This is a genomic window from Amycolatopsis sp. NPDC043885 (genome assembly GCF_056435685.1).
Window position 1 is genome coordinate 157,865 of sequence record NZ_JBWKEA010000002.1, and the last position, 20,744, is coordinate 178,608.

22 protein-coding genes are annotated in these 20,744 nt (G+C 70.5%); 11 read left to right on the top strand and 11 right to left on the bottom strand.

The window, feature by feature from the left end:
- Positions 1-23 precede the first annotated feature (23 nt).
- The gene (gene katG / locus AC069I_RS10455; protein WP_478265265.1) at positions 24-2,258 is read left to right on the top strand and encodes a catalase/peroxidase HPI; all 2,235 of its coding nucleotides are present in this window, start codon (positions 24-26) and stop codon (positions 2,256-2,258) included.
- 64 nt (positions 2,259-2,322) lie between these two features.
- On the opposite strand, the gene AC069I_RS10460 is transcribed toward katG, so the two are convergent.
- On the bottom strand, positions 2,323-3,105 hold the full coding sequence (locus tag AC069I_RS10460; protein ID WP_478225862.1) for an ANTAR domain-containing protein: 783 nt from the start codon (positions 3,103-3,105) through the stop codon (positions 2,323-2,325).
- An 84-nt stretch (positions 3,106-3,189) separates the two neighbouring features.
- On the bottom strand, positions 3,190-3,567 hold the full coding sequence (locus AC069I_RS10465) for a VOC family protein (protein ID WP_478225809.1): 378 nt from the start codon (positions 3,565-3,567) through the stop codon (positions 3,190-3,192).
- 89 nt (positions 3,568-3,656) lie between these two features.
- Here AC069I_RS10465 and AC069I_RS10470 point away from each other — a divergent pair, with 89 nt between their 5' ends.
- Both AC069I_RS10470 and AC069I_RS10475 read left to right on the top strand, forming a co-directional pair.
- Positions 3,657-4,025 carry a hemerythrin domain-containing protein gene (locus tag AC069I_RS10470; RefSeq protein WP_478225808.1) on the top strand — a complete coding sequence of 123 codons (369 nt, stop codon included), beginning with the start codon at positions 3,657-3,659 and terminating at the stop codon, positions 4,023-4,025.
- Positions 4,026-4,082: 57 nt separating this feature from the next.
- A complete protein-coding gene (locus AC069I_RS10475; protein ID WP_478265266.1) occupies positions 4,083-4,427 on the top strand; it encodes an STAS domain-containing protein in 345 nt (114 codons plus the stop codon).
- On the opposite strand, the gene AC069I_RS10480 is transcribed toward AC069I_RS10475, so the two are convergent.
- Both AC069I_RS10480 and AC069I_RS10485 read right to left on the bottom strand, forming a co-directional pair.
- Positions 4,424-5,866, bottom strand: coding sequence for an aminotransferase class I/II-fold pyridoxal phosphate-dependent enzyme (locus AC069I_RS10480; protein ID WP_478225806.1), 1,443 nt, complete (start codon positions 5,864-5,866; stop codon positions 4,424-4,426). The genes AC069I_RS10475 and AC069I_RS10480 overlap by 4 nt on opposite strands.
- Before the next feature lie 11 nt (positions 5,867-5,877).
- Complete coding sequence (locus AC069I_RS10485; protein WP_478265267.1) at positions 5,878-6,210, bottom strand: plasmid stabilization protein; 333 nt, start codon at positions 6,208-6,210, stop codon at positions 5,878-5,880.
- A 180-nt stretch (positions 6,211-6,390) separates the two neighbouring features.
- Here AC069I_RS10485 and AC069I_RS10490 point away from each other — a divergent pair, with 180 nt between their 5' ends.
- The gene (locus AC069I_RS10490) at positions 6,391-7,215 is read left to right on the top strand and encodes a SigB/SigF/SigG family RNA polymerase sigma factor (RefSeq protein ID WP_478265480.1); all 825 of its coding nucleotides are present in this window, start codon (positions 6,391-6,393) and stop codon (positions 7,213-7,215) included.
- Here AC069I_RS10490 and AC069I_RS10495 read toward each other — a convergent pair.
- From AC069I_RS10495 to AC069I_RS10505, 3 genes are all read right to left on the bottom strand, one after another.
- A complete protein-coding gene (locus AC069I_RS10495) occupies positions 7,205-7,942 on the bottom strand; it encodes a maleate cis-trans isomerase family protein (RefSeq protein ID WP_478265268.1) in 738 nt (245 codons plus the stop codon). The two genes, AC069I_RS10490 and AC069I_RS10495, sit on opposite strands and share 11 nt — an antisense overlap.
- Before the next feature lie 53 nt (positions 7,943-7,995).
- Positions 7,996-8,376, bottom strand: a complete 381-nt coding sequence (locus AC069I_RS10500; protein ID WP_478225861.1) for a DUF6292 family protein — start codon at positions 8,374-8,376, stop codon at positions 7,996-7,998.
- 77 nt (positions 8,377-8,453) lie between these two features.
- Entirely contained in the window at positions 8,454-8,894 is a 441-nt protein-coding gene (locus tag AC069I_RS10505; RefSeq protein WP_478225802.1) for an Hsp20/alpha crystallin family protein, read from the bottom strand.
- A gap of 105 nt (positions 8,895-8,999) precedes the next feature.
- Between AC069I_RS10505 and AC069I_RS10510 the strand changes: the two genes are divergently transcribed.
- Together AC069I_RS10510 and AC069I_RS10515 are read left to right on the top strand one after the other, a co-directional pair.
- Entirely contained in the window at positions 9,000-9,614 is a 615-nt protein-coding gene (locus AC069I_RS10510) for an HSP18 transcriptional regulator (protein WP_340683454.1), read from the top strand.
- A 4-nt stretch (positions 9,615-9,618) separates the two neighbouring features.
- Positions 9,619-9,867 carry a hypothetical protein gene (locus AC069I_RS10515; RefSeq protein WP_478225801.1) on the top strand — a complete coding sequence of 83 codons (249 nt, stop codon included), beginning with the start codon at positions 9,619-9,621 and terminating at the stop codon, positions 9,865-9,867.
- 90 nt (positions 9,868-9,957) lie between these two features.
- Here the strand turns inward: AC069I_RS10515 and AC069I_RS10520 are convergent, their stop codons facing one another.
- The gene (locus AC069I_RS10520) at positions 9,958-10,083 is read right to left on the bottom strand and encodes a hypothetical protein (protein ID WP_007031507.1); all 126 of its coding nucleotides are present in this window, start codon (positions 10,081-10,083) and stop codon (positions 9,958-9,960) included.
- A gap of 56 nt (positions 10,084-10,139) precedes the next feature.
- Positions 10,140-10,796 (bottom strand): nucleotidyltransferase domain-containing protein, encoded by a 657-nt coding sequence (locus AC069I_RS10525; protein ID WP_478225800.1) that lies wholly within the window; start codon positions 10,794-10,796, stop codon positions 10,140-10,142.
- A gap of 143 nt (positions 10,797-10,939) precedes the next feature.
- Between AC069I_RS10525 and AC069I_RS10530 the strand changes: the two genes are divergently transcribed.
- Complete coding sequence (locus tag AC069I_RS10530) at positions 10,940-11,416, top strand: TspO/MBR family protein (protein WP_478225799.1); 477 nt, start codon at positions 10,940-10,942, stop codon at positions 11,414-11,416.
- On the opposite strand, the gene AC069I_RS10535 is transcribed toward AC069I_RS10530, so the two are convergent.
- Complete coding sequence (locus AC069I_RS10535; RefSeq protein WP_478265269.1) at positions 11,409-12,725, bottom strand: type VII secretion protein EccE; 1,317 nt, start codon at positions 12,723-12,725, stop codon at positions 11,409-11,411. The two genes, AC069I_RS10530 and AC069I_RS10535, sit on opposite strands and share 8 nt — an antisense overlap.
- Positions 12,726-12,854: 129 nt before the next feature.
- On the opposite strand from AC069I_RS10535, the gene AC069I_RS10540 reads away from it, so the two are divergent.
- Genes AC069I_RS10540 through AC069I_RS10555 form a run of 4 tightly spaced genes read left to right on the top strand, consistent with a single transcriptional unit; the run spans position 12,855 to position 19,229 of the window.
- A complete protein-coding gene (locus tag AC069I_RS10540; protein ID WP_478265270.1) occupies positions 12,855-14,969 on the top strand; it encodes a fibronectin type III domain-containing protein in 2,115 nt (704 codons plus the stop codon).
- Entirely contained in the window at positions 14,966-15,919 is a 954-nt protein-coding gene (locus tag AC069I_RS10545) for an AAA family ATPase (protein ID WP_125673415.1), read from the top strand. Before AC069I_RS10540 ends, AC069I_RS10545 begins: the two co-directional genes overlap by 4 nt.
- Before the next feature lie 2 nt (positions 15,920-15,921).
- Positions 15,922-17,049 carry a DUF58 domain-containing protein gene (locus AC069I_RS10550; protein WP_478265271.1) on the top strand — a complete coding sequence of 376 codons (1,128 nt, stop codon included), beginning with the start codon at positions 15,922-15,924 and terminating at the stop codon, positions 17,047-17,049.
- Positions 17,046-19,229, top strand: coding sequence for a transglutaminase TgpA family protein (locus tag AC069I_RS10555; protein ID WP_478265272.1), 2,184 nt, complete (start codon positions 17,046-17,048; stop codon positions 19,227-19,229). Before AC069I_RS10550 ends, AC069I_RS10555 begins: the two co-directional genes overlap by 4 nt.
- A gap of 48 nt (positions 19,230-19,277) precedes the next feature.
- Here the strand turns inward: AC069I_RS10555 and AC069I_RS10560 are convergent, their stop codons facing one another.
- Positions 19,278-20,681: a serine/threonine protein kinase gene (locus tag AC069I_RS10560; protein ID WP_478225794.1), complete on the bottom strand. Its 1,404-nt coding sequence runs from the start codon at positions 20,679-20,681 to the stop codon at positions 19,278-19,280.
- Positions 20,682-20,744 lie beyond the last annotated feature (63 nt).

A 20,744-nucleotide genomic window follows, 5' to 3' on the forward strand; every position in this document is an offset into this window, starting at 1 on the left:
TTCGCCTGCCCGGAAGGAAAGAAATGAGTGACACCCCGGAGAAGGGCTGCCCCGTGGCCCACGACTCCGTAACCGCGCACGGTAGCGAGAGCGAGAACCCGGCGATCGACTCGCCGACACCGAAAACGGGTGGCCGCCCGCGTACCAACAAGGACTGGTGGCCTAACCAGCTCGATCTGTCGGTGCTGCACGTCCACTCGCCCAAGGCCAACCCGCTCGGCGAGGACTTCAGCTACGCCGAGGAATTCGCCAAACTCGACGTCGAGGCCCTCAAACGGGACATCGTCGAGGTGCTCACCACCTCGCAGGACTGGTGGCCCGCCGACTTCGGCCACTACGGCGGCCTGATGATCCGGATGAGCTGGCACGCCGCGGGCACCTACCGCATCCACGACGGCCGCGGCGGCGCCGGTGACGGCGCGCAGCGGTTCGCCCCGCTCAACAGCTGGCCCGACAACGCCAACCTCGACAAGGCGCGGCGGCTGCTGTGGCCGGTCAAGGAGAAGTACGGCCAGCAGATCTCGTGGGCCGACCTGCTCGTGCTCGCGGGGAACGTCGCACTGGAATCGATGGGGTTCAAGACGTTCGGCTTCGGCTTCGGCCGGGTGGACACCTGGGAGCCCGAGGAGATCTTCTGGGGCCCGGAGGACACCTGGCTGGGTGACGAGCGCTACGCCAGTGACACCGAGATGGTGCCCGACGTCGGCGCGACCGAGATGGGCCTCATCTACGTCAACCCGGAGGGGCCGCGCGGCAACGCCGACCCGGCCGCGGCGGCGCATTTCATCCGGGAGACCTTCGCCAGGATGGCGATGAACGACGAGGAGACCGTCGCGCTCATCGCCGGCGGGCACACCTTCGGCAAGACCCACGGCGCGGGCATCGCCGACGACCACGTCGGCCCGGAGCCCGAAGCCGCCCCGATCGAGACGCAGGGCCTCGGCTGGCTGAGCACCCACGGCAGCGGCAAGGGCGCCGACACGATCACCAGTGGTCTCGAAGTGACGTGGACCGACAAGCCGACGCAGTGGAGCAACCGGTTCTTCGAGATCCTCTTCGGCTACGAGTGGGAGCTCACCACGAGCCCCGGCGGCGCGAAGCAGTACGTCGCCAAGGATGCCGAGGCGATCATCCCGGACGCGCACGACCCGGCCAAGAAGCACAAGCCGACCATGCTCACGACGGATCTGGCGCTGCGCGTCGACCCGGCGTACGAGAAGATCTCGCGCCGCTTCCTGGAAAACCCGGACGAGTTCGCCCTGGCTTTCGCCAAGGCCTGGTACAAGCTGCTGCACCGCGACATGGGCCCGGTCAGCCGCTTCCTGGGGCCGTGGGTCCCCGAGCCGCAGCTGTGGCAGGACCCGGTGCCGGACGTCGACCACGAGCTCGTGGGGGACGCCGACATCGCCGCCCTCAAGACGAAGGTGCTCGAGTCGGGACTCACGGTCGGCCAGCTCGTCGGCACCGCGTGGGCGTCCGCGGCGAGCTTCCGCTCCACCGACAAACGCGGTGGTGCCAACGGCGCGCGGATCCGCCTGGAACCCCAGCGTGACTGGGAAGTCAACCAGCCGGAGCAACTCAGGACCGTCCTGGAGACGCTGGAAGGCATCCAGCGCGAGTTCAACGACGCCGGTGGCGCCAAGATCTCGCTGGCCGACCTGATCGTGCTGGCGGGCTCCGCCGCCGTCGAGAAGGCCGCGCGTGACGCCGGCACCGAGGTGAGCGTCGCTTTCCACCCCGGCCGCACCGACGCCACGCAGGAGGACACCGACGCCGAGTCGTTCGCGCTGCTCGAACCGCGCGCCGACGGGTTCCGCAACTACCTGCGTCCCGAGGAGAAGCTGCAGCCGGAGGTCCTGCTCGTCGAGCGCGCGTACATGCTCGACCTGACCGCGCCGGAGATGACCGTCCTCGTCGGAGGCCTGCGTTCGCTCGGGATCACCGCCGGTGACACCCGCCACGGTGTCTTCACCGACCGGCCGGGCGTGCTCACCAACGACTTCTTCACCAACCTCCTCTCGCCGGGTACGAAGTGGAAGGTGTCGGAGTCCGAGGAGAACGTGTACGAGATCCGCGACGTCACCACGGACGCGGTGAAGTGGACGGCCACCGCGGTCGACCTCGTCTTCGGTTCGAACTCCCAGCTGAGGGCGCTCTCCGAGGTCTACGCGGGGCAGGCCGCGCGGGAGCGGTTCGCCGCGGACTTCGCCAAGGCCTGGACCAAGGTCATGGAACTGGACCGGTTCGACCTCGCCTGAGGCCGTTGCGCGTGAAGGCCCCCTTCCCTCGGCTCAGCCAAGGGGAAGGGGGCCTTCACGCGCTTCACGGGATGTCGAGCTCCGTGTGCCGGGTCGCCAGGGTGCGGGCGAGTTCGGCGAGTTTGACGTTGAGGTCCTGGGAGGTGCGGCGCAGCAGGTCGAAGGCCTCGTCGGCGGTCAGGCCGCGTCGTTGCATGAGGATCCCCTTCGCCTGCCCGATGACGTCGCGCGATTCGACCGCCCGCCGGAGATGGCTCGCTTCCAGCTCCGCCCGGCTCACCGCGTTGGTGGTCGCCAGCGCGAGCGAGCCGTGGGTCGCCAGCAGCAACGCGGTGTCCTGTGCCCGCGAATCGAGCGCCCCGGGGCGGCGGCTGTAGATGTTCAGCGCACCGGGCAGCCTCGGTGGAGCCGCGTCGGGCACCAGCACGGTGGACAGGATCGCGGTGAAACCGTGCCGCACGGCGGCCCGGGAGAAGTCCGGCCACCTCTTCTCCGCCTTCAGTTCCTCAGTGCGGATGTACCCGGGACTTTCGCTGTCGGCGGCGTCGACGCACGGCCCCGTGCCCGCCCGGTACTGCACCTGGTCGAGCTCCAGCGCCACTTCGCCGGTCGAGAAGGGGGTGTGGAAGCCCCCGTCCGGGGCCCGCAGGGTGACCGACACCAGGTCCGCGCCCGGGACGACCCGGTACGCGGCGGCGACGATCTGCCGCAGGACCTGGGCGGGTGTCGAGGCGGCCAGCAGCAGGCGCGTGAGTTCGACGAACTGCTCGGCCAGCGGGCCCGCCGACATGGTCTCGCCTGAGCCGAATCCGGCCTTGTCGCGCTGCCACAGTCGTTCGTCCGCCATCGCTGACCATCCAGTCATGTTCGGTGTTCTCCACCGGGTACCCCGCGGCGTCATCCGCCAATCGAGTCCGATGTGGACAGTGCCTCAGGGATCGACCCGTGCGCGGAGAAGACAGAACACGTTTCCCTCGGGGTCGGCGAGCACATGCCACGACTCTTCCCCCGTCTGGCCGACGTCGGCGGGCCGCGCCCCGGCGGCGAGCAACCGCTCCAGTTCCGCGTCCTGATCGCGGTCGGTGGGGTTCACGTCGAGGTGCAGCGGGAGCTTGCCCGGCTTCGGATCTTCGCTGCGGCTCAGGATCAACGTGGGCTGAGGTCCGCCGAAGCCGACGCCGGGCGGCCCGATCTCTACGTCGTCGCCGTCCTTGCCGATTTCGACGTAGCCGAGCACTTCGCACCAGAAGGCCGCCATCCGGGCCGGGTCGGCGCAGTCGAGGATGAGCTCGGTGATACGGCAGGCCATACGGCGAGGATAGCCCCGATTCGGCGCATGAATCCGCGGGGAGTGGGTATCCGGGGGCGTCGGGTTGATCGCGCACCGAGGAGGCGGCCGTGGCCGGAGACGTCGCGCACGGTCAAAAGGAGCACGCCGAGGCCGAGCAACTGCTCGTGAAGCTGAACGGCACCGAACCCGAATCGGCGGAGTTCGACAAGGTGCTCTCCGACCTCGTCGAGGCGGTCACGCATCACGTGGAGGAAGAGGAATCCACCGTACTGCCGAAAATGCGCCGCGAACTGGGCGAAGCACGGCGCCGCGAACTGGGGAAGGCCTTCGTGGACAGCCGGGCGTCGCATCTCGGCGACCGTCCCGGTGAGGCCACCAAACGAGAACTGCTGACCCAGGCGCGCAACGCGGGTGTGACGGGTGCCTCGAAGATGGACAAGGACGAGATCGCGCGCGAGGTGGCCAAGTCGTCCTGAGCGGACGGACCTGTCGCGACGGTTGCGGTCCTGAACACACCCTTCTACCTTCGATGGATGGCGATCGATACCGAAGCCGGGCAGGCCGCTCCTCTCGTCGTGGTCGAGACGGCCCGTTCGGAAGAAGCGATCACCGTCGAAGTGGCGGGTGACATCGATATTTCGACCAGTCCTCGGCTCCGGGCCGGGCTCTTCGAACTGCTGGCCGACGGCCCCGGCGCCGCGGTGATCGACATGACCGGAGTCGGCTTCTGCGATTCCTCGGGTCTTTCCGTGCTGGTGCAGCTGAATCGTCACTGCGCGGAGGCCGGGATCGACCTGAGTTTCGCGCCGTCCAAGGTACTGCGGCGGGCCATCGAACTCACCGGACTGATGCCCACGCTGAAAGTGGTCGGCGGCTAAGCGACGACGCGGACCGTGCCCAGCTCGGGATCCGCGGCGTCGTAGACGAACATGCCGGCGCGGACGCCGGTGTGGAGATAATCGATGATCGCGTCGGTGAACACTTCACCGGGAGCGATCGCCGGGACACCCGGCGGGTAGGGGCTGACCATCTCCGCGCTGACGCGCCCCTCGGCCTTGTCGAGCGGCACGTGCTCGGCGTCGGCGAAGAACGCGTCGCGGGGCGACATCCGCATTTCCAGGGTCAGTTCGGCGGCCGAAGGCAGGTCGACCGCCGGTCGCCGCTCGAAATCGTGTCCTGCCAGCCCGCGCAGGCCGCTCATCAGGGCGGACACGGTTTCCTCGTCGTCGGCGTGGGTGATCTGCACCGCGATCCGCCGGTGGTCGGACAGCCCGGTGTGCAGATGGCGTTCGGCGAGATGGTCGGCCGCTTGGTAGCCGGTGATGCCGAGGCCGGCGACGTCGACCACGATCTTGAGGGGGTCGTGTTCGAACGCGAGCGGGCGGAATTCCGCGGCCGGCGCGTGCAGGCCCGGGATGTCTTCGATCTCCGCTCGTAGGCGGGAGGCCAGCGACAGCGCGTTGCCCAGCAGTTCTTCGCCGTGCTCGACCATCTGCCTGCGCCAGCCGTCGAGGGAGGCGTACAACAGGGCGGAAGTGCTCGTGGTGCCGAGAAGATCCTCCCTGGCCTTGAGCACGTCGGGGGAGACCCGGTCGCCTCGCAGGTGGAACACCGACGCCTGTTCGAGCCCGCCGCCCATCTTGTGCGTGCTCGTGACACAGAGGTCGGCTTCGCCGTCCATCGCCCAGGTCGGCAGGTCGTCGTGGAACGGGTAGTGGGCACCCCACGCCTCGTCGACGATCAGCGGCTTGTCCGCGGCATGGCAGACGCGGGCGACCCCGCGGATGTCGGCGCAGGTGCCGTAGTCGGTCGGGGTGATCAGCAACATGCCTTTGACGCCGGGCGCGTCCGCCAGCGCGGCCTCGACCTCTTCCGGGCCGGGAGGATGCGCGAGATGGTGCTCCTCGTCGTACCGGGGGCGGACCCAGACCGGGTGCACCCCGCTGATCACCAGCCCGGCGACGACCGATTTGTGGGCGTTGCGGGACACCAGGAGACGTTCACCCGGCCCGGCGACGGCGAGCATGGCGCTCTTGACCGAGAGTGAACTTCCGCAGGTGGAGAAGAAGGTGTGCTCCGCGTCCACCGCGTCGGCCATCAGGTCTTGCGCCTGGCTGAGGATGCCGCGCGACATGCGGCGGTCGTCCAAACCGTTGAGGGTGAGCAGATCCGACGCGAACGCGTCACGGCCGAGCAGTTCCAGCACGCGCGGATCCGCGCCGCGGCCCTGTTTGTGCCCCGGTGGGGTGAAGGCCAGGCCGCCCGCGCGGCGATAGGCCTCGATGGCTTCCAGCACCGGTGCGCGCGAGTGGTCCATCCTGCCTCCGATCAGCGGCCGAGGGCGTTCTGCAGTTCCTTCTTGGTCATGGTGGACCGGCCTTTGATGTTGCGCTTCTTCGCTTCGTTGTAGAGCTGGTCCTTGGTCGGCCCGCCGGGACCCTTCCGGTTGCCGGACCGTTGGCCGCCGCGTTTCTGCGGCGACTTGTCCTTGGTCGAACTCTTGCTCGCGGTCTTGGATTCACCGGATTGGGCGCGGTTCTTGTTCACCGTGCGTGCGGCGATCTCCTCGGCGCGGCCGCTACTCGCGCCGCGTTTCTTCTGAGAGGACTTGATGTGCTCGTACTGACGTTCGCGTTTGTCGCTCCAGCTCTGTTCAGGCACGGCTCCTCCTTCGTCTTGACCTGCGGATACCCGTTCGGCCCAGCGGTCAATCGAAAGATCGCCCGTCCAGGGCAGATGTTTACCGTCCCCGCCCGTCGGGTATCAAAACGGTGACGAGGGGAGCGGATTCATGTCGGTCCACAAAGGACGAAGGTGACTTTGGTGAACGCTACGTCGCTCATGGAAGACATCGATCACGTCGTCCTGCGGGAAGAGGCGGTCCCGGCTCCTCGTGACCGCCGTTCACGGCGCAGGGACGATTACTCCCATTGCCGTCCCTGGTTCGACGAGATGGCCGCATTACCCGCCGGTCACCCGGAACGGGAGCGTCTGCGGGAACGCCTGATCCTCGAACTGCTGCCGGTCGCCGAGCACATCGCCGTCCGGTTCAGCGGACGAGGGCAGCCGCGGGAAGACCTGATCCAGGTGGCGCGGATCGGCCTGATGAAGGCCGTGGACCGGTTCGATCCGGGGCAGGGCGGGGATTTCCTGGCGTACGCGGTGCCGACGGTGATGGGCGAGGTGCGGCGCTTCTTCCGTGACACCGGCTGGGCGGTCCACGTCCCGCGCGGAATGCAGGAACTGCGCACCCGGCTTTCGCGGGCGACCACGGAACTCACCCAGACCCTCGGCCGCGCGCCGACTCCCACCGAACTCGCCGGGCATCTCGACGTGGACGTCGACACCGTCCGCGAAGGGCTGCTCGCCGCGAACAGCTACCAGACGTCGTCCCTGGACCGGCCGGTCAACGACGGCGAGGGTTCGCTTCCGCTGTCCGACGTGGTGGGAGAACTGGATTCCCGCTTCGAGCACATCGAGGACCGGCACACCGTGGTCCCGCTGCTCCAACGGCTGCCGGAGCGGGAGCGGGCGATCGTGACGATGCGGTTCTTCGACGGGATGACCCAATCCCAGATCGCCGAACGCGTCGGGATCTCCCAGATGCACGTTTCCCGCCTGCTCACGAAGATCCTGCAGGATCTGCGCGGCAGGCTCAACGGCTGAACAACTCGCCGAGGCCCTGCCGGATCGGCGGGGTGCCCAGCGCCCGCAGGGAATCCCAGAGGGTCACCGCGGTGGCCGTCAGCACGGGTTTGCCGAGGCCGGTTTCGAGGTCTTCGAGCAACGGCGTCGTGTGCAGGGCTGTTTCGGGGATCAGCAGCGCTTCGGCGTCGTCGTGGTCGGCCGCCGCGGCGAGTTCGGTGACGCGGCGGCCGTCCCAGGCCGCGAGCGCCCGGTCCGAAGGCGCGTCGGCGGAGACCGAATGAACGGTGGAGACACCCGCCTCCGCGAGGAAACCGGCGAAAGTCGCGGTCGTGTCGCGGTGATAGACCGAGGCGAGCGCCACGCGCCCGGTGCCCAAGTGGGCGAGCGCGGTGAGGTACGCCAGCGAAGTGCTGCGCGCCGGGACACCGAGCCGTTCGCCGAGCACACGCGACTGTTCGAGCGCGCCGTCGAGGCCGCGCGTGAAGCTGCAACTGGAGCAGGCCCAGCTGACGACGTCCGGCGCCGTGCCGAACCGCGCGGCGGCCACGAGCCTGCTCGGTGCGCCGAGTTCGCGGACGGCTTCATGTTTTCCGGCCGCGTCGAGGTCGTCGACCCGGCCGATGTTCTCGCCCCACGGGACATAGGCGAAGTCCACGGTGAGGCCGGGACTCAGTTTTCCCGCCAGGGCGAGGAAATCGTCCTCACCGCAGTCCCGCGTCGGGTACAGCAGGCCGATACTGGTCACGGCTCACTCCTTCCGGGTCGAAGCCCTTCGGAGGTACCCGACGCGAGCCGCGGTCACTCGTGCGCGGCGGACAGAACGCCGAAATCCGGCGGGGTGAGCTGCCCGACGCTGTGGTCGTCCTCGCGGACGGCCCTGAGGAAGCGCGCGACCTGGGCGGGACGCGGGGTGGCGGTCTTCCCGCCCAGGTAACGGAGGACGATGAGATCCTCGCCGGAGTGGGTCTCGATCGCCACGGCCCAGCCGTGGATCTCGTCCCACAGCAGCGCGACGTCGCGCTCAGGATGGGTGGGGAGCCGCTCGTCGAGCGCGACGTACGCCGAGACCGGGCTGTCGTGGTCGACGGTGCAGGATTCGAGGCCGACGCCGAGGACCTCGGTGACTTCGGCGAGATACCCCCACACGGCGTCGCGGGTGTGCGGGTGGCGGACAGGCATGGTGAGCAACGAGGACTTCCCTTTCTTTCCCCGGCCTCGTCCGGTGCGGGACCCGGGGCCCGCACCGGACGGGACACTCAGGCCTGGATCTCCTTGCGGTCCGACGTGGAACCGGTGATTTCGATGCGCCGCGGCTTGGCCTTCTCGGCGATCGGGATGCGCAGGGTCAGCACGCCCGCTTCGTAGCCGGCCGCGATGTTGTCGGTGTCGAGCGCTTCGCCGAGGAACAGTTGGCGGGAGAAGACACCGAGCGGACGTTCGGAAACCTGCATCTGGACGTCTTTCCCGGCGAACGGCCGCCGCTCGGCCTTGACGGTCAGGACGTTGCGTTCGACGTCCAGCTCGATCGCCTCGGCGGTGACACCGGGAAGATCGAAGCAGACGACGAACTCGTCGCCTTCGCGGTACGCGTCCATCGGCATGGTGGCCGGCTTGGACCAGGTGCCCGGATTCGCGGTGCCGAACATGTGCTGGGTCAGCCTGTCCAGTTCGCGGAACGGGTCGGTGCGCATCAACATCGGGTTCCACCTCCTGGGTCGTTGTCATTGGTGTCAACACGCACTACTGTTCTAACATGTCATCGGAACGATGACAACCGTCGAGTCGTCGATTGGATGACAGGCATGGACGAAGACCCCGCCCAGACCGTGCGCACCGTGCGCGACGTGGTGGCCGAGGCCCGCTCCGGCGTTTCGGAACCGGAGAGGCTCCTGGCGGCGCTGGTCGCGTTGAAGACGGTCCGTGAGCAACTGGCGGCTTGGGAGCCGGAGCTGATCGCTGCCGCTCGCGCGGGCGGCACCAGCTGGACGGCGCTCGCCCCCGCGCTGGGGGTCGCGAGCCGTCAGGCGGCGGAGCGGCGGTTCCTGCGGTTGCGGCCGTCCGACGGCGGGGAGAGCACGGGGGAGGCGCGGGTCGACGCGGAACGAGACCGGCGGGCGGGTGATCGCGCGGTGGCCGAGTGGGCGCGGCGCAACTCGGCGATCCTGCGGCAGCTGGCCGGTCAGGCGGGCGCGCTGGACGGATTGAACGCCAAGGCCAAGGAAAGCGCCGAGAGGCTGAGCGCGGTGCTCGGCGAGGACGACGTCACCGGTCTTCTGGCGCCGCTGGCCGACCTTCGCGCCCATCTGCCCCGCGAGCACACCGGATTCGCCGAACGGCTCGGCGAGATCGGCATGCACACCGAGCAGGTCCGGCGGTCCGCCGTCGACGACAGGAGGGATCGCAACTCTTCGCGGTGAGGGTGTGAACACGGCGCCGGGCGGGTACCCGGTGCCGTTCGCCGAGCGAGCCGGAGGTTCTTCGATGCTGGTCCGACCCGATTCCCAGCCGGCCGCCGACGTCGTCGAGCTGGCGTTGAAAGTGCTGGCCGCGGAAGGCCTGCACGGGCAGGCCGCACAGGCGGCCCTCGAAGCGATGGCCCGGGAAAGGGGCCTGCCGGTCAAGCGGTGCGCCGAGCTCATCGTGGCGGCCGTCGACGGGCGAGCGAACTGAGGCCGGGCTAGTGCCCGAAACGCCGTGAAGGCCTCCTTCCCTACCCTGAAGGTAGGCAAGGAGGCCTTCACGGACACGTGGCCCGCAGCCCTACTGGCAGGCTTCGCAGTCCGGGTCGTCGATGCGGCAGGCGGCACCATCGGTGAGCGGGAAGTCGAAGTCGTCGAGAGCGGGGACGGCCAGAGCGGTTTCTTCCGGCGTGGCGGTGGCGGACATGTCACTCCCTTGGTACGGAACGGGTCTTATCTCTCTGTAGCGCTGAAGATCGCCGGTCATTCCGTGACACGCGCCACAGGGTTCAGGTGGCCGTCCGGAGCAGTGTCTCCGCGTCGTCCAGCGCCTTGGCGAGGGCGTCCGGGTCCGCGCGCAAACCCGCGACGACCGTGTCGATCTCGCGCAATCCCGCGCGCTGCCATCGCGGCGGTGGCCAGCGCGCCCGCGACCTCCGTGGCCTGCCCGCGCGGGACGAAGGCGCCACGGGTGTAACGCAGGGTCAGTTCGGCGCGGCCTCGCCACATCGCCGGGGCCGTTTCCCGCAGCGCTTCCGGGTAGTCCGGTCGCGGCAGGTCGCCGCGCAGCACGCGATTGACCGCGAGTTCGGCGACGGGCAGGTAACTCGGGACGCCCGCGAGGTGGAACATCAACGGCTCCCAGTGGAACCGGCCTTCCCGCGCTTCGGCGAGATGGTGTTCGACGGAGCCGAGGTCGCGGTAGTGGACGTCGACGTGCCTGCCGTCGATCGTGAGCCAGGCACCGCCGTCGAACACGCCGCCGCCCCACGCGCCGAGTTCGGAGACCTCGCCGTCCCAGCCGACGGCCCGGAGGTCGGCCGGATCGAAGCCGCCGCGGTAGTAGACGGCGAAATCCCAGTCGCTGCCGGGGCCGTGCGTGTCCTGCGCGCGGGACCCGCCGAGGGTGACGGCGTGCACCGAGGAAGCGCGGCCAGCGTGTCGGCCACGTGGGCAAGGAAAGTGTCGTCGTTCATCGCGCGGACGAGCTCAGGGTCGTTCCCGCGCGGACGCGATCGGGTTTTGAGCGCGCGAGAGCGTGTTCGCGGCCGTACGCTCGAAAGATGACTGCGATCCCAGGACGACTCCGCGCACCGCTGGCGTTCCTCCCGTTCCTGGCCGCGGTCGCGGTGGTCGCACTCGTCGGCGGACTCGCCGCGGCCGACGCCCGCTCTGTCTACAGTGGACTCGAACGGCCGTCGTTCGCGCCGCCCGCGTGGTTGTTCGGTCCGGTGTGGACGGTTCTGTACCTCGCCATCGCGGTGTCGGGCTGGCTGTACTGGAAAGCGGGTGGCGACCGCCGGGGGCTGACCTGGTACGCGGTACAACTGGTCCTGAACGCCGCGTGGACGCCGCTGTTCTTCGCGGCCGGCGCCTACGGCCTCGCCCTCGCCGACATCGTCCTGCTCGACGTCGCGATCGTCGTCACCGCTCTGTACTTCCGCCGGTCTTCCCGGATTTCGGCCGCGTTGCTGCTGCCGTACCTCGCCTGGACGCTGTACGCGACCGCGCTCACCGCCGCGATCGTCGTGCTCAACTGACCCCGAGCGGCAGCGTGGCGGCCACTCCCTTGGCGTGCCTGCCGTCGAGCCGGTCCAGGGTGAGCCCGCCCCGGCGGGCGGCGAGTTCCAGGTCCCGCACCGCGTGTTCCACCGCCTGGGTTCCCGCGGCGGCGATCCGGATCGAGGCACTGACGCGCGGTTCGGTCTCGGCGGCGCTCCGGCGGGCGGTCACGGCCAGTGTCACCGCGGACCCGGGAGCGGCGGCGAGCAGACGGCGCGAGAGATCCGCCGCGAGTACCGGGGAAAGCGCGTCCCAGCCGTCGAGGCGGAACGTCGCCTGGCAGATCGGGCCGCTGTGCCAGAACCGCCAGTCCTCACGGATGCGCGCCCGGCCGGCCGTGACGTGCGCCAGCGAGGCGAGTACGCCGAGGACCTCGTTTTCGGCGAGCGCCCGCACCGGCAGTCCGCCGCGACGGAGCTGCCGCCGCACCCGCCGGACCGTGTTCCCGAGTGCCTGCCGCACATCCGCGTCGCGGTGGGCGTCGACGGTGCGCAGCGCCTGCAACGCGACCCAGCCCCGTGGTGGCCGTGAACGGTCCGCGCCGACGTGGTGGATGACCTGCGCGGCGACGTCCGACGCCTGTTCGCGGGCCGGCGGCAGCAAGGTCAGCGGCGACGGCATCGGCTGTTCGCGTACGGCCGATTTCGGTTGCAGCACAGCGGTGATCCCGTCGGCACGGCTGACCATGAACACCGTCTCGTCGCCGATCTCGCCCGCCGTCCCCGCCGCTTCCGGCGACAGCAGGCGCAGCAGCGCCCGGCCCGCCTCTCCCGCGTTCCGGAGATCCCGGTCACGGTCCCGCGTCAGATAGCCGGACGCCGAACCGAGCCAGGCGTAGAGCCAGCGGCCGCGGATCCGCACGGTGGTCAGCGCGAGGACCACGACGGCGGCGGTGACCACCGCGGCCGCCAGCGGCCATGGCCGCCCCGCCACCAGGACGAGCGCGACGAGGACGAGTTGCCAGCACACGATCTGCGCCACCCCGATCCCGCCGAACCGTCCGGACCGCCGCACCGCGACGGGCGCCGGTGGATTCGGCCGTGGCGCACCGGGCACCGTGGCGGGTACGGGTACCACCGCGAATCCTCGCGGTCGCTGCTCCGCCTGGCGAGCGGCGGTGAGCGCGGCCAGCGCGGCCTCACGGGCGGCGGCCCGCGCGGCCGGCGCGGCGTAGGCGAGCGGATCGGGAATGGCCTCGGCCCGCGGTGCGGCCGGTGCGGCTTGGGGAAGCGGCGGGGGCGGCGCGTGGTACCGCCCGCCCGTCCTGGCCGCGCCGAGATCGGTCATCGTCCTGCCTCCTCAACCGTGTCGCCTCAGGCTGCCCCGGCCAACATGAGGTTTCGATGACACGGCGCCCGCGAGCGGCGAGACAGGCTGTTTCATCGAAATTTCATGGTCGCTCTCTAGCTTGATCGCGTGAACACCGAGAAGCGGTTCAGCGCGGTGGCCAGGACGAGAATGGCCGTGGCGCTGGTGGTCGCGGGCTGCCTGGCGCTGGTCGGCCTCGCCGTGACCGGACAGGCGGCGACCCCCGAGCGGCTGGAGTTCGTCCAGGTCGGTCACTGGGTCTACAACGACGCCGCCCAGTCCGCGTTCCACGTCGACGGTTCGACGAACCGCGTCGACGCGCGCGCGGACGTGCCGGCGGCGAACGGCAGCCAGGTCGCGCAGGGAGATGGTTCCGGTTACGTGGTCGAGCGGAACCGCATCACGGAGTTCGACAAGGCCACCTTGAGCGTGGAGGAGTCCGTGCCGCCGCCCGCGCCGGAAACCCCGTTCGTGCTGGAGATCGCGGGCGGTCCGTACCTGGTCTACCGCAACGCCGGCCAGATCGTGCGGCTCGGGGACCCGGCCGCGACAGTGCCCGCAGGGGGGCCACTGTCCCGGCCGGTCGCGACGACCGAGGGAACGGTGTGGACGCACCGCGTCGACAACGGCTCGGTCTGCGAACTGCCCAAGGGCGCCGCCGTCATGACCTGCCCCGCGCAGCTCCCGCCCGGACACGGCGGCGGGCTGACGCTCGTCGGCGACCAGCCGGTCGTGCTCGACACCACCGGCGACAGCCTCCACCGCGTCGGCCCGGACGGGCTCGGCGACGGCCTTCCGCTCGGCATCAAGCTCTCGCCGTCGGCGCAGGTCGCCAACAGCGCCGTCGGCGACCGGCTGGCCATCGCCGATCCGGAGCGCAACCAGCTCCACCTCATCGACATCAGCGGCCTCGACCAGGATCGCCCGTCCGCGAAGCCGATTTCGGTCGAGCTGTCCAAGGGCAGCCGGTTCAACGGGCCGCTCTCCTCGTCGAACGTCGTCGCCATGGTCGACGAGACCCGGGGTGAGGTGCTGACCTACGACGCCACCGGCAAGCTCCGGTCGACCACGAAGGTGCCGGGCCAGGGAACGGCGCCGAGGCTGGCCAAGGGCGAGGACAACCGGATCTACGTCGACAGCTCCGACGGCTCGCACGTCCTGGTCGTCAACGGCGACGACGGCACGGTGGTCGACGTCGACGTCGACAAGGCGGCCAGCAGCCAGACCGCGGGCGCGCCGTCGGCCGGTCCGGAACCCTCCGGCGACCAGCCCCCGCCATCGCAACAACAGCAGCAGGCTCCGCCGAACACCCAGCAGGCGCCCCCGCCCGTGGCGAAGGCGACCCCGCCCGGCGCGCCGAGGAAGGTGAGCGCGTCGTCCGGGGACGGCTCGATCAAGGTCTCGTGGAGCCCGGCCGCGGACAACGGCGCGCGGATCACCGGCTACCGGGTGACCTGGACCGGAGGGTCCACGCGTGTCGGCGGATCGTCACGAGGGACGACGATTTCCGGGCTGCGCAACGGAACCCCGTATGTGATCACCGTGGTCGCGGAGAACTCGGCGGGGATCGGCCCCGGCGCCAGCGCCAAGGCGGTCATCCCAGGACCCGCGAACCGGCCGGCCGGGGCGCCGGTCGTCACCGCGAACGCCACCGCGGCAGGCAAGGTTTCGGTGAGCTGGACCCAGCCCGACCTCCGCGGCGGCACGCTGGTGCACTACCTGGTCAGCGTGACGGGCAAGGGCCAGCGCACGGTTTCGGGCACGTCCGCGGAATTCACCGGGGTCACGGGCACCGCGACCGTCACGGTCCGCGCGGTGACGAAGTTCGGTTCGGGCTCCACGCTCACCGGCGCCACCGGCAGCCGGAAGGTCACCGTGCCGGTGCCGTCGGATCCGCCGACCATCACCATCACCGGTGTCCGGGTGGGGACCGGCCTGATCGTCGACATTACGGCCAACGGGAAGGGTGCGTCCGCGACCTGCCAGGCGAAGTACGGTGACGCCGTCTCGGCCTCGAAGGCCTGCTCCGGTGCCACCAGTCTGCCCATCAACAACGTGGTCTATTTCGGCGCCATTACGGTGACCGCCACCATCAAGACGTCCGGGGGCACAGGTTCGGACAGCTGGACCGGTTCGCCGTCGATGAACGGCGGCGCGCTGGTCTGGCTCGGCCCGATGGCACTGGTCGGCCTGCGCCGACGAAAGGAAAAGGAACTTCTGTGACGCTCACACCCAGGGTCGCCTACGAGCAGATCGCCGAGAACGTGCAATCGGTGGTGCGCGGCAAACCGGAGGTCGTCCGGCTCACCGTGGCGGCGCTGTTCGCCGAAGGGCACCTGCTGATGGAGGACGTGCCCGGCGTCGGGAAGACGACGATCGCGCGCTGTGTCGCCGCCAGCATCGGCGGCCGGTGGAGCCGGATCCAGTTCACCCCCGACCTGCTGCCCGGCGACATCACCGGCGTGATGGTCTACCACCAGAACGCCGAACGCTTCCAGTTCCACCCCGGCGGCATCTTCGCCAACGTGGTGCTGGCGGACGAGATCAACCGGGGTACACCGAAGACCCAGGCCGCGCTGCTGGAGGTGATGGCCGAACGCCGGGTCACCGTCGATTCGGTCGGCCAGGCGGTGCCGAGGCCGTTCCTCGTGGTGGCCACGCAGAACCCCATCGAACTGGAGGGCACCTACCGGCTGCCCGAGGCTCAGCTGGACCGGTTCCTCATGCGGATTTCGGTCGGCTACCCGGATCTGGAATCCGAGATGCGCGTCGTGATGGGCGACTGTGCCGGGGTCACGCCGGACGAACTCAAGCCGGTGCTGAGCATCGCCGACGTCCAGTCGGTCATCGACGAGGTCCGGAAGTCCCATCTGGCACCGGAAATCGTCAACTACGCGGTCCGGCTGGCCGCGTCGAGCCGGTCGCATCCGGACGTCCGCTACGGCGCGAGCCCGCGGGGCAGCATCGCGCTGATCCGGGCGGCGCAAGGGCTCGCCGCCACCTTCGGCCGCGACTTCGTCACCCCCGACGACGTCAAGGACGTCGCGCATCCGGTACTCGACCACCGGCTCGTGCTGACCCCCGACGCGGAACTCAACCAGCGGCGGACCGCCGACATCGTCGACGAACTCCTGGGCGCGACGGCCGCTCCCATGGCCGCGATGGGGAGGTAGGCGTGCGGCTCACCCGCCGCGGCGTCATCGTGCTGGCCTTCGCCGCCGGGTCCTACACCCTCGGTGAACTGGCCGGGTACACGTTTTTCCGTGCCTTCGCCGGGATCGCGGCGGGCGCGGTGCTGATCGCGCTGGCCACCACCAGGTTCCGGCCGCGGGTCGAGATCGGCCGGACCGTCCAGCCGGACCGGATCGAGCGGGGGAAACCCGCGCTGGCCTCGCTCGTCGTGCGCAACACCGGTTCGCGGCGGCACGGCGGTTTCGCCGCGGGGGACGGGATCGGGAACGAAACGCACCGACTGCGGGTCCGCCCGCTCGCACCCGGCGCCGAAGCGACGTACCACTACGAGCTCCCGACGGCGACACGCGGGAAACTGCGCGTCGGCCCGCTCGTCGTGCATCGGCCCGACCTGTTCGACCTCGCTCGCGGAGACCGGACCGTCGGGGATTCCGCGTGGTTGTGGGTGCATCCGCGACGGCACTCGGTGCGCGCGGCGCAGGCCGGGCACCCGAGGCACCACCACGAAGGCCCGATCACCGACCCGCCACTGCGTGGTTCGGCGGATCTGCGCGCGGTGCGGGAGTACGTGATCGGGGACGAGGTCCGGCATCTGCACTGGAAGGCGACGGCCAGGACCGGACGGCTCATGGTGCGCGAGTACGCCGACCCCGCCCAGCCCCGGTTCACCACCGTGCTCGACACGCGGCCCGCGTCGATGACGCCCGCCGTTTTCGAAGAGGCCGTCGAGGTGGCGGCTTCCCTGTTCTACGCGTCGGCGTCGGCGGGGCAGCACTGCCGCCTGATCACCTCCGCCGGCGCGGACACGCCGACCGACAGCGGGGTGCGCGCGGCGAGGACGCTGCTGGACGAACTCGCGCTCGTCACGCAGGACGCGGCGGACGACGCGCCGTTGCTGCCCTCGGTCCTGGCCGCCGCCGAACGCCCCGGCGGGGTGCTCGTGGTGGTCACCGGCCCGGACGCCGATCTCGGCCACACGGCCCGCTGGCGGCCCGACACCGTGGTCCGGCTCGGTGACCTCAGGCCGTCGGCCGGCTCCGGTGGACTGATCATCGCGGTCGACGCCGCCGGTGCCGCGGCCCAATGGAACTCCTTGGTGGGGAAGGCATGAGCGCCCGGTTCGATCGGCTCGCGGTCGCCGGGCTGCTCGGCGCGACAGGCGTCGCCGGGATGCTGTTCGCGCCCGTGTTCGGCTGGGCGGAACTGCTGGTGCCGGTACTCGTGGTCGTCCTGGTCGCGTACGGCTGCGCCGAACTGACCGCGAAGTTCCCCAAGCTGACTCCTTATCGGCCCGTGCTCGTCGCGGTGCTCGGTCTGCTCGGGCTGATCGAGACGGTGCTGACGTCGACCACGCTCGCCGCCCTGCCGACCGGCGCTTCGGTGCGCGGGCTGGCGCGCGGCTTCACCGAAGGCTGGCAGCTCACGCTGCAGTCCACCTGGCCCGCGCTGCCGGTCCCCGAACAGCTGCTCTTCGTGCCGCTGTCGGTGCTGCTCGCCGTCGTGCTCGGGCTTGAACTGGTGCTGCGACTGAAGAAGCCGCTCGTGGCGCTCGTGCCCAGCCTGGCCGTCGCCGGGTTGGCGCAGGCGTATGAGGCGTTGACGGGACTCGTCGCGGTGGCGGCGGCGCTGGGGTTCGCGCTGCCCGCCGGGCTCCTGCTGTGGTCGGGGCGCCGCGTCCGGTCCGTGAGCCGGGCACCCGGCGTGCCGCGTTCCTGGCGGGTGACGGGATCGGCGGTCTGGCCCGCACTGTCCACTGTGGTCGCCCTGGTCGCCGGATCGGTCGCGTTCGCCGTGCTCGATCCGGTCGGCCGCGATCCGCTGACGCTCAAGGACACCCAGGCCGCGCCGCCGCCGCGAAGCAGGGTCGCCAACCCGCTGGACGAGATCGCCCAGCGGCTCATCCGGCCCGGCGAGGAGGTGTTCCGGTACCGCGGCGACACCCCGGTCGACCAGTGGCGCCTGATCGTGCTCAACGGTTTCGACGGCGCGAACTGGCTGTCCGATTCCCGGCTCCACCGGCTCGGCGCCGGTCTGGACGGCGCTCCCGGCGGTGCGGGCGGCAGCGCCGAACTCAAGGTGCGCGGGCTTTCGGGACCCTGGCTGCCGAGCCATCAGGATCTGACCGGGGTGGACGGTCTGACCCCGCTGGTGGACCAGTCCGCGGGCACGCTGATGCTGGAATCGCCGTCCAGTACCTCGGTGCGGGACTACCGGCTCAGCTGGTCGTCACCCGAGGTCGATCTCGGCTCCGGCGAAGTCGACGCGCACGCACCGGGCGGGCTCGGCGGACTCGGCGCGGTGCCGCCCGACGTCGAGCAGGTGGCGAAGGACGCCGTGCGCGGCCTGCGCCCGACGTTCCAGTCCGCGTTGCAGCTGGAACGGTTCCTCAGCACGAACTACCAGGTCGCGACGGGCACGGAGGAACTGCCGACCGGGCACGGCTGGCCGCAGCTTCGGCACTTCCTGCTGGAGAGCAAACGAGGGACGAGCGAGCAGTTCGCCGCCGCGTACGTGGTCTTGGCGCGGATGAGCGGGATCCCGGCGCGGCTCGTCGTCGGATTCCGCGGTTCGGCCGAGAAAGACGGCGACACGCACGTCGTCCGGAACCGCGATGTCCTGGCGTGGCCCGAAGTCGCGGTCGCCGGGGCGGGCTGGGTCGCGCTAGACCCCACCGCCGCGGCCGTGGGATCGAGCCGGAGCCAGGCGGGCCCCGGCAAGGCGGTCGCCAAGGCGAGGGCCCAGCTGCCCGCCGAACAGCAACTGCGGCCGCCTCAGCTCCCGCCGGGCACGCAGCCGGACTCCACCGAAGACCAGAACGCGGAAGCGGGGGTCAGCTGGTGGTGGCCCGCCCTCGTCGGCGCGATCGTCCTTTTCGGACTCCTGTGGCTCGTGGGGGTTCCGGCGGCGAAGGTGATCCGCGCACGACGGCGCCGCCGCCGGACCGGCGAGGAAGGGGTGCTCGGCGCCTGGGACGAGATCCGTGACCGGCTGCGCGCGCACGGGGTGCCGTTCCGGATCGGGATGACCCCGCGCGATCTCGCCGAATCGGCCGGATCGCTTGCCGGGGAGGGGATTCGCGAGCCGGTCGCCAGGCTGGCCAAGGTGCTGGACGTGACGCTGTGGTCCGGCGTCCCGGTGGGCGACGGCGCGGTCCGGCGAGCGTGGCAGGAAGTCGGCGAGGTACGCCGGGGCCTGGCCACCAGACCGTTCGCGGCTCGGGTGCTGGCGGCACTCGAGCCGCGAACCCTGGTGCCGGTCAAGGGACGGGCCGGGGGATCCAAGGCCTCGTGAGTGGTAAGGACGGTTAGAACCGTCCTTACCACTCACGAGACGAAACGCTCACGGGTTGCAGCGGGCGCCGCGGATCGAGACCGGCTCGGTGGTGTAGATGTGGCGGCCGTCGGTCGCCCTGAGCTGGAAGCAGTACCGGCGCGCCGGGTCGACCGGGACGTCGAGACTGCGCTGGCGGTGGGCGACGAGCTGTTTCGTCTCGAGCCGCTCGCCCGCCATGATCACGACGAAGTCCAGTTCGCCTTCCGCGGTCCAGGTCAGCTGCACGTGATCGCTCTGGTCCCGCGGCGGGGCGAGAGCCAGTTTGACGTCCGGCGCCGGAGCGGAAGCCGGTGCGGGCGGCGGGATCGCGGCCGCGACCGGGACGGCCTGCCCGCCGATCTCCGCCGGGACGAGGACCAGCGGCACCACGGCCAGCCCGGCGGCGAGCACTCCGGCGCCCGCCAGCGCGACGGGCTTCCAGGGAAGCCGTCGCTCGGTCTTGAGCGGACCGCTGAACTCGCGGATCAGGGTCCGGCCGCCCGAGGGCGGCGTTCGCACCACCTGGACCGGCGACGGGGCGGCGGGCTGCCGGATCACGGCGAAGTCGTCGAATTCGACGTCGGCGTCTTCTTCTTCGGCCGATACGTCGACAGGTTCCCCGGTGACGACTTCGCCGCCGGGCTGCCGCAGCTTCGTGAACAACCGCGCCAGCGACGCGACGTCCTGCGGCCGGTCGGCCGGTTCCTTGGCCAGCAACCGAAAGATCGTGGCGGAAAGCTCACTCGGGACGCCCGGGTCCTGGATCGGCGCGACCGGTTCCCGTAGCACCTGGAGGATCCGTTCACCGGGCTGTTGCCCGGTGTGCCGGGGAAAGGGCGGTGTGCCGGTCAACGCGGCGTAGAGCACCGCGCCGAGTCCATAAAGGTCGGACGCGGGGGAAAGCGTGTCGTCGCGCAGGGTTTCCGGCGCGGTGTACTCGACCGCGTACATCGGGTCGCGCGGGAATCGCCGACGCAGGGCCACCCCGAAATCGGCGAGCACGAATTCGCCGGAGGCGCGGTACAGCACGTTGTGCGGGCTCACCCCGCCGTGCACGACGTCCGCGCCGTGCGCCGCGGCGAGTGCCGACGCGATCGCGGCGCCGAGCGCGAGCACGTCGGGAACACCCAGCCTGGCACCGGAATCCAGCAGACCGGCGAGTGAACCAGGGCACAGTTCGCGGCGGATCCCGGATCGGCCGCCCGCGTCGGTCAGGACGTCGTCGATCTGCAGCACCGAGCGCGTCGAGCGCACGGCGGCCAGCGCCTTCCGTTCGCGTTCCAGCCACGCGGAGGTCTCGCGGTCGAAGGCGCCGGGGAACATCTTGATCGCGAAGTCGTTGCCCGTGGCGGGATCCCGGCCCGCGTAGACGGTGGCGATGGGGCCCTGGGCGAGCAGCCTCGGTCCGCCGACTCCTGTCTCGATGCTCATGACCCCATTGTCGCGCAAGAAGACCCGATTCGGAGTACTTTCCCGGCGGCAGGTTCCTGCCGC